Annotated in this window: 3 protein-coding genes; 1 reads left to right on the top strand and 2 read right to left on the bottom strand. The window is 66.6% G+C overall.

Annotated elements, in window-relative coordinates:
* Positions 1-5: 5 nt before the first annotated feature.
* Together N555_RS0119330 and N555_RS0119335 are read right to left on the bottom strand one after the other, a co-directional pair.
* Positions 6-1,883 carry a UvrD-helicase domain-containing protein gene (locus N555_RS0119330; RefSeq protein WP_156036448.1) on the bottom strand — a complete coding sequence of 626 codons (1,878 nt, stop codon included), beginning with the start codon at positions 1,881-1,883 and terminating at the stop codon, positions 6-8.
* 137 nt (positions 1,884-2,020) lie between these two features.
* Positions 2,021-5,152 carry a DEAD/DEAH box helicase gene (locus tag N555_RS0119335; RefSeq protein ID WP_156036450.1) on the bottom strand — a complete coding sequence of 1,044 codons (3,132 nt, stop codon included), beginning with the start codon at positions 5,150-5,152 and terminating at the stop codon, positions 2,021-2,023.
* Between the two features lie 629 nt (positions 5,153-5,781).
* On the opposite strand from N555_RS0119335, the gene N555_RS0119340 reads away from it, so the two are divergent.
* Positions 5,782-8,886, top strand: coding sequence for a DEAD/DEAH box helicase (locus N555_RS0119340; RefSeq protein WP_029433141.1), 3,105 nt, complete (start codon positions 5,782-5,784; stop codon positions 8,884-8,886).
* Positions 8,887-9,296: the final 410 nt, after the last annotated feature.

Raw genomic sequence — 9,296 nt, forward strand, 5'->3', positions numbered from 1 at the left:
GTGGCTCACTGATCGAGACGTTCGGCGGGAGCGCGCCGCAGTTCATCCGGCAGAGTCTTCGAATGCACGACAACTAGAGAGCGATTAGCTCGCGTCAGGCTCGTGTACAGCTGCCCGTGTCGCCCGAGGTTCTTCGGGAAGTCGCTCGGCTCGACGACGACGACAGCATCGAACTCAAGCCCCCGCGCATCGTTTGCGGCGAGCACTCGCACGGTCACCTCACCGTTCGAGTACTCATCAGCTCCAGCTGCACGGGCCCGCCAGCCGTGGCTGGCGAAGGCCCCGCGGAGCGACGACGCCTCAACACTGATGACGGCTGTGGTCCCCCCGGAATGGTCGCGGGCCAACTTGCCCCCCGCAGTCACGACCGCGGTGGGCAGGTCCGCCGAGCGAACCTTCCATGTGATCGGACGACTGCCCTCCTCTTGCACCGTCAAGCCGGTGCGCTCGGGCCTCGGTAGCAGCTGACCGGCGAATCGGTGGATTGCCGTCGTTGATCGGAAGACGCTCTGGTACTGCTCGACGTGCGAGTCCGCGGACAGATCGAGGAACTCGAGACTCTGCTGCCAGGACATGCTGCTGTGATCGGAGCGGCGCTGATTCATGTCGCCGACGAGGGTCCAGCCCGCATCCGGACGAACCAGTAGCCGGAGGATGCGCCATTCGATCGGGCGTACGTCCTGGGCCTCGTCCACGATGACGTGTCCGGGGGACTCGAAGCGGTGTTTCCCCGACGCGAGCCCGCAGTACGCAACAAGGGGCGCTAAGCGTTCGGAGCGCACAGCGACGTCCCAGGGTGGGAGTGCGCGCAAGTAGGGCACCCAGTCCGGCGGCCCGAAACCCGCCTTCGCGCTCAGCTCCTGATAGATGATGCGCGCCGCCTCGGTTCTCGTGCTGGTCCCCTCGAGGGCGCCGCGCCGGCGCACCAGCTCGGCGGCCGAATCGACCAAGGTGCAGAGCCCCCGGTCGAAGTCTTGATAGGTCTCAGGCTGACTGTCTCCTACATCTGACTTGGTGCTCAACTCAGGGATGATCTTGCGGAACACCTCTCCGAGACTGCGGACGATGACTCCGCCTTCGGGCACCAGGTCCTGCACGGCGCGCGTGGTGTGCTTCACGTAGTTGTCGGTGGGTCCGAGCAGGAGTACTTGGCCGTCGACGGGTCCGCCGTCCCGCTCCGGGTGCACGAGGTAGGCCGCGCGGTGAACCGCGACGATCGTCTTGCCAGCCCCAGGATGACCTTGAACCACCAGCGGCACGGCCGGATCCCATTTGACGAGGTCGTGCTGCCGCGGCTGCAGAGTCGCGAGCACCTGACGGAGCGCCGTGCGCCGCGGGGCGGCCAAGGTTCGGAGCAGCGCCGCCTTGTGGCGGAGCACCGTCGCGTCGGGGGTAGCGACCTGACGTGGGCGCGAGCCAACGACCGGGCCACGCCGAGCCGGCCCGTCCGCTGGTCCCGATCGATCACGCACCCGCGGGCTTGAGTCTGACGGCACCGGAGGCACTGCCGTGCGGTGGCCGCCTGAGGGACCCGGCGGAGGCAGACGACGCGTCGGCGGCGCGGGCACTGCCAGCGCCACCTTGCGATCGAAGGCCGTCGCGCCACCTCCGAGATCTCGGCGCTCATCGTCATATCCAACGATGTCGTCACCGCGGGACGTGAAGGCGCGCGTGATCTGAACATCGCCGATCAGGTCCACCCCAGGACCATGTCCGTAGAACGCGTCCGCCGCTGGTGCGGCCCAGCTGATGACCACGAAATCGCGCTCGCGTGTGTACCACTGACCGATGTAGACGTCGTCCGTCCGCAGTAGCGGATCTGCCGCCGCCAGACCCATCCGCCCGACGAACGGTTGCGGAACTGGACGTTCGAGGTCCCTCACCCCTTGCCTCCTCCGGTGGGGCTCGGGCGCGCGGGACTTGGCGATGCGGACAACTCTCTTGGCCTTGTCCGACAGGGTCTGCACGTACCGCTTGTTCCGTGCCCTCTCGTCAGCCAGAACGGAAGGATCCTGCGGGCTCACTCGGTGACCTCGAGCACGCAGACGGCGAGCGGCGACACCGTCACATCCGGCGCCCCGGTCTTGTCGAGGTCGCTCAGCGTCTGTCGGTGAGCCTCGTCGCGGCTCGCCAACTGACTGTCGAAGAGCTTCACGCCGCGACTTTTGCCGCGTTCAAGAGCCGTCCGTCGCCGTGCTCGGATCGAGGCACTCGCCCGCTTGTGCTGGTCCTCGAGGAGAACCCGGCGCGACTCGATGAGCGCAGCGATCTCGCTACGCCGGCGTTCGTTCTCAGACAGCATCCGGCCATCCATGAGTTCCTGCAGGACGTCTACACAGCCGGCCAACGACGCCGGAATCGGCTGCTGTCCTTCCTGGAGCTCACCCGTCGCCAGTCGAGAGAGGAGGACGTTCACGTAGGCGTCATCCACGAGGCGACCATCCGTCGTGACGGCCGTCCCCCAGATCTCCTGTCCGGCGCGTGGCGCCTCCCACCGGGCCACGGCCAGCTGAACGACGAAGGTTCCCGGTGCCAGCTCTTCTCTGCCTGTCACACGTACGACAGCGAAGCGGGCACGACGATGCTCGGGCACATTCGCGGCAGCGAGGACGAGCGGATGCCGCGCCGACAGCAGGTCCATGCTCTGACTCGTCCGCGCGGTCTCCTGGTCCAGCACGAGGTGCAGCTCGTCCTCATTCCGGAGCGCGCGTTCGTAACGGCCCGCTTCGTCACGACTCAACCGTTCATCGACTACCAGGCGGTGGAGCCGGTCGGCCATGTCGCGGTTCCCCCGGAAGCGCAGACCCGCTCCCCCGTCGACCACCACGGGAGGCGGCGCCTGACACAGCGAAGCCCAGTCCTCGAGTACGTGTTGGAGCTCCGAAGCTCCGACGTACCGACCGGAGGCCACCAGGTCCTGTTCCAGGCCGGCGACGTCGGTGGTCGACGCGCCGAGCAGAAACGGTGTGGCGGTGGCGAGATCTTCGAGACTGCTCCGCTGCTCCTCGATGGCGGCTAGGGCATGGTCCGTCTTTGCCGCTCTCTGCTCATCGCTGAGATCGAAGTCGAAGACGACGTCCTGGAGCGCCTTCAGGTGGTCCGTCACGATCGGTTCCAGCGCCCCGATACTGCCCTCGAAGACGCCGATCCGAGTGAGGAGCCGCTGCTTGATGCGGTCGTCCAGGGCCGCAGGGCACCAGACGTTGAGGATCGAGATCCTCTCCTCCGGCTGCCCGATCCGATCGATGCGCCCGATGCGCTGCTCCACTTCCATGGGGTTCCACGGCAAGTCGTAGTTCACGATCACCGAGCAGAACTCGAAGTCCAACCCCTCGCTGGCCACCTTGTTGGCCAGCACGAGGTCATACCGACCGGCCCGGAAGTCAGCCATGACCTGGTTCCTGCGCTCGCGATCGACGCCCCCATGGAGGACGGCCACCCGGCATTGATCCCGCAGGCGCTCATGGAGATAGGCGAGCGTCGGACGCGAGAAGGTGAAGAGCAACGCTCGACGCCCCGAGTTGACGACGTCGAGCAACTTCGGAGCGACGGCGTCGAACTTGCTGTCGACATCGGCAACCGCATCTGCCGCCTTCAAGAGGTCAGCATGGGGCCGGAGTATCGGCGGCTTCGACGTGGCCACCGGCACGGTCGAGTCCTCGTCGGCGACGACTTCGTCCTGGGCACTCCACCGCAGGACCGAGGCCCTCGCAGCCGGCAGACAAGCGGAAGCCAGGCGTAGAGGCATCTGCATCGCGAAGCCTGCTGGCTGGCCTGCGGCCGCAGCGCGGTTACGGCACCAGACGACGTACTCCTCGTAGAAGCGAGACTCCGCGGGGGTCCATGCGACTTGGGTGTCCATGGCATGTCGCACTGCCTTCTTCTCGTCCACCTCCACCCTCCTCGTGCGAGTGAAGACCGAGGAGAGGACGTTGAGCTCCGAGAGGTGGCGCCGTGCCTGGACGATGTCTCGGGCACTCAGGTCATCACGGCCAACTATGTCTCGCAGTGACGCGAATTCGCTCCGCCTGACCAGCGGGCGGCCCATCTGGAGAAGGCGCATGTCGTCCAGTGCTCGCAAGCGAGTCGCGCCATCGACACTCGCGGCAGCGAGGAGGCCGCCCACGCGGTTCAAGACGACATTCGGTTCTAACTGCAACTCCATGGACCCGGCGTCGCCGAAATCTCCCGGGGAGAGCAATTCCAGCAGGTTGTACAAGTCCTCGTTGCGCAGGTTGATGGGGGTCGCCGTGAGCAGGACCAGCGCCTCAGCCCAGTCGCTCAGCAAAGCGCCAGCGTGATGGGACGCCGTGCTGGCGTTCCTCATGTTGTGGGCCTCATCGACGATGGCGAGACTCAACGGGCCAGCCAGACTCGCCAGCTCCTCCAATGACTCCCACATGCGGAACCGTTCGAGGCTGACGATGTAAGCGAACCGTCGCGGCAGGCGATTCTCCCGAGCCCGCTGCTCGAAGTCGCTGGCCGCGGCTCCTGACAGTTCGATCAACTGGAAGCCGAACCGGTCCTCCATCTCCCGACGCCATTTCGCGATCAGCGACGCGGGGCAGACGACGAGGACCCGATCGGCCGACTTCCGCGCCTCGAGCTCCGTCCATACGAGACCGGCCTCGATGGTCTTGCCCAGCCCGACCTCGTCGGCGATGAGGATGCGGGACTTGCCTGACTCGAGCATGCGAATAACCGGCCTAAACTGATAGGCGCGGAAGATCGTCCGCGTTGCACGGAATGAGAACAGCGTGTCGGTGAAGGCGCCGGCAAGCTTCTCCCGCGTCAGCGTCGCGCTCAGCCGCCGTGCAGTGTCGGGAGGCTGCTGGATCCAGTCATGAACCGTGTCGCTCGACTGCAGCCCCGTCAGCATGTCCTCGCCGTAGGTGACCTGCCGCCCGTCCACACGGAGTTCGTAGAGCCATCTCCCGGCACTGAATCGACGAGCTCTCACGGGGTGGTCACGGCCGGTACTGACCACTACGACATCGTCGTTGATTCGGAACTTCGGGGCGGGAACTGCGACGCCTAGCGGCCACATGTGGTCCAGCCACGCCTCGGCGTCGCGCAAGCCGTGGGCATCCGGGAGTGCATCCGTCTCGACACGCTCGCTCATGCCAGCTGGCGCGCCACGGGAGACGACCATGATCCGAGTCTCCGAGGGGCGCGAGAACCAGTACAAGCCTTCAGGGAGCTCGACTTCAGGCTGACCCAGGTGGCGGACCTCCTCGAAGAGGTCGCGGTGTTCTAACCGAGGCGGTCCGACGAACAGAGCGTCGACACCATCGACGACCCCGGCAAGATCAGACGCGTCGTGCGCTTCGGGGTGATACCCGTAGCTTGTCCTGACCTGCTCCGCTGTGTACCCGAACAAGCGCTCACTCCCCGATGCTGACTAACGCCAGCAGAACACGGACAGCGACCAAGGTCACTCACCTCGCTTGGTGAGTCACCAAGATGAGTCACTGTCGGCACCTCGAGAAACAAATACCCGCTGATCACTGCCGATGCTTGAGGTGCTGCACCAGCGTGGGGTGCACGCGCCTTTCACCATTTACCCCTTTGAAGGGGGCCATCGACCGGCCATCCGTGGACACGGCGCTGTCGTTCCGCCGGCCGTGACCGCGTCCACTCCCTGTTGCTACTAGGTAGCTCAACTGGGCAGGCTTCTTGTGTCGGTTGGCCTTCAGGTCGGGTCTCTCCTGCTCCGGCCAACAGCTGCCGAGAACGAGTCGGAACACAACCCGACGTTGCTGCCCCGTTACGTTTCACTCTATGGGGGACGTTCCTGCTGGCCTGTACGAAGACCTCGTCACGGAGCGGCTCCACGCCGACTTGGGTGACCTTCCCGCTGAGCTGGCTCAATACGGCGAGCTCGACCCGTCGGATGCTCATGAAGCGCTGACGCGGCACGTCGCCCAGTCCGCAGGTAGGGCGCTACGGCTCGCTGGCGGCAGCGATGGCCAGGCCGTCGGACGGCAGGTCGAGCTGGCGAACCGCATCCTCGCGGCGATCAGCGAGCTCGCCGCGGACGCAACCACCGTCGACCAGCAGATCGTCACGCCACCACGGACCCTCTTAGGGGTCTCGGCACCGACCGTCGTCCCCGGGCCGCCCACCTTCCCGGCCCGCCCAGACATCCCGCTGAGCACCAGCGCCCTGCTCGTCAACGGACCCAACGAGCCGCGAATCGGCCGGGAGGTGCAGCGTGAGTTCCCTTCGGCCGACCACGTCGATCTCCTGTGCGCCTTCATCAAGTGGCGCGGGCTGCTGCTCATCGAGGACGCCGTCCGTCGCCTCGTCGCCCGTGGCGGCCGGCTCCGCGTCATCACGACGACGTACATGGGCGCCACCGACCAGCGCGCCCTCGATCGCCTGGTGGAGCTCGGCGCCGAGGTGAAGGTCTCCTACGAGACGCGGACGACCCGACTACACGCCAAGGCCTGGCTCTTCCACCGCTCGACCGGTCTGTCGACCGCGTACGTCGGCTCGTCGAACCTCTCGCACACCGCAATGCACGACGGCCTGGAGTGGAACGTCCGCCTCTCGTCCGTCGAGCAGGCACACCTGCTGGCCACGTTCGAGGAGACCTTCGCGAGCTACTGGGCCGACCCGTCGTTCGAGACGTACCAGCCCGCTCGGGACGGTGATCGGCTCCGGCAGGCGCTGAACGCCGAGAAGGGCGGGCCATCCGACCTGCCGATCGAGATCACCGCCTTGGATGTGCGGCCCTTCGGGTACCAGCAGGAGATCCTCGACAAGCTCGATGCCGAGCGCCGGGTGCACGACCGTTGGCGGAATCTCGTCGTGATGGCTACGGGGACCGGAAAGACGGTCGTGTCCGCGCTGGACTACCGGCGGCTGCGGGCCGCGGACTCGGTCGACACCGTGCTGTTCATCGCCCACCGCGAGGAGCTCCTGGCCCAGAGCTTGTCCACGTTCCGTCACGTGCTGCGGCAGGGCGACTTCGGCGAGCTGTTCGTCGGCGGGCAGCGCCCGAGGGAGTGGACGCACGTGTTCGCCTCCGTTCAGTCCCTCAGCCACCTGTCCCTCGACGAGCTGGACCCGAGGCGCTTCGACCTCGTCGTGGTCGATGAGTTCCACCACGCCGAGGCGGCCACCTATCGCCGCCTGCTCGAGCACCTGAAGCCGAAGGTTCTGGTCGGGCTCACTGCCACCCCCGAGCGCACCGACGGTGCCGACGTCCGATCGTGGTTCGACGGACGGACAGCCGTGGAGCTGCGCCTGTGGGAGGCGCTCGAGCAAGGGCTGTTGGCCCCGTTCCAGTACTTCGGAATCCACGACGATGTCGCGCTCGATCAGCTGCGGTGGCGTCGCGGCAAGGGATACGACGTCGCCGAGCTGACAAACGTCTACACGGGCAACGACCACCGCGTCCGGCTGGTGCTGCAAGCAGTGCAGGACAAGGTCGAGGACCCGCGCCGCATGCGCGGGCTCGGGTTCTGCGTCAGCGTGCAGCACGCGATCTACATGGCTGAGAAGTTCACGGCGGCCGGAATCCCGAGCCGGGCGGTCACGGCGACCTCCTCCCGCGAGGACCGCAAGGCAGCGCTCGACGCGCTGCGGGACCGGACGGTCAACGTCCTCTTCGCTGTGGATCTCTTCAATGAGGGCTTGGACATCCCGGCCGTTGACACTGTGCTGTTTCTCCGGCCGACGGAGAGCGCCACGGTGTTCCTCCAGCAGCTGGGCCGAGGCCTCCGACTCGCGGAGGACAAGCCCTGTCTGACCGTTCTCGACTTCATCGGCGCTCAGCACAAGGAGTTTCGCTTTGATCTGCGATTCCGGGCCCTCACGGGCAGTTCTCGGCGCGGCTTGCAGCGCGATGTCGAACAAGGCTTTCCGCGGCTGCCAGCCGGCTGTCACATCCAGCTGGACCGAGTCGCCGAGCGGGTCGTCCTGGACAACATCAAGCAGTCGCTGTCCGTCTCGTGGAAGGGTCTGGTCAGCGAGGCACGTCAGACCCAGCGGCCGTCCCTTACCGAATTCCTCGACGAGACGGGCGTGGAACTCGAGGACCTGTACCGAGGCAACGGGCGCAGCTGGCTTGACCTGAAGCGTGCAGCCGGCTGGGACGAGGCCTCAGGCGGACCCGACGACGCAGCTCTCGGCGCCGCCTTCGGTCGCATGCTGCACGTGGACGACGACGAGCGTCTGCACTTCCTCCGAGCCGCCTCCACGGCCGCGGCGACGGGCGACGACGAACGAATCAGCCGATTGGCCGCGATGCTGCACTTCTCCCTCTTCGGGGCGCGCACGCCATTCAGCAGCATGGAGGCCACGCTGGCTCGGTTGCTGGAGAACCGCGCCCGAGCCGATGAGTTAAGCGAGCTGACCGGTGCCCTCCACGACCGCATCGAGCGGGTGACGCCCGCCCTGGAGATCGCCGGCCCTCGACCGTTGCACATTCACGCGCGCTATAGCCGCGACGAGGTGCTGGCCGCCTTCGGCATGCGCGACCTCAATGGAACCTGGGGCTCAGGGGTGCGCTGGGTGCCCGGCGACCAGGCCGACGTCTTCTTCGTGACGTTGCTGAAGACGGAGGCGCACTTCTCCCCCACGACGATGTACGCCGACCGAGCCATCTCGCCGTCGCTCTTCCAGTGGGAATCCCAGAGCACGACGGCCGAACGCTCGCCGACGGGCCAGCGCTATATCAACCACTGGGAGATGGGAACGACAGTCCACCTGTTCATCCGCGAGTCGAAGACCGCGGACGGAACCCTCGGCACGCCGCCCTACCTCTACGCCGGGCCGATGACATACCTCTCGCATACCGGCGAGCGCCCGATGCGCATCATGTGGCAGTTGAAGCACGCCCTGCCCGCTGACGTCTTCCACGCCGCCAAGGTGGCGTAGACGCGACGGCGCTGCTGCGACGAGTCCTGACGTCAGGGGTTGGACAGATCGGCGTCGACAGAAGGGCTCCCCTCGAGGACGAATTCGCGTACTCGCTGCGTCGCTTGACGGGGAGCCGACTTCTTAGACGCCGCCTTGCGTGGTCCGCTGTCCCACCGCGGGAGGTGACCCTCGTCGAACTCGAGACCCGTGGGACGAAGGGCTCACTCATCCCGCGGTCCTCATGCTCCACGACCCGTGCGCGTACTGGGCGAGCCCCGTCACGACCGTCGTGAACGCGCTACGGCCCATGAGCTCTCGATCTGAGTGACATTCGGCGGCGGCGCGCCGAAGACGGGGCCTAAGTTGCCCCTCCGGCCCTGGACGCCCACTGCCCTGGATCCGCAGCGCACACCCGCCCCATGCATCCC

Origin of the sequence: Blastococcus sp. URHD0036 (assembly GCF_000701365.1) — a bacterium.
In the GTDB taxonomy this organism is placed as follows: domain Bacteria; phylum Actinomycetota; class Actinomycetes; order Mycobacteriales; family Geodermatophilaceae; genus Trujillonella.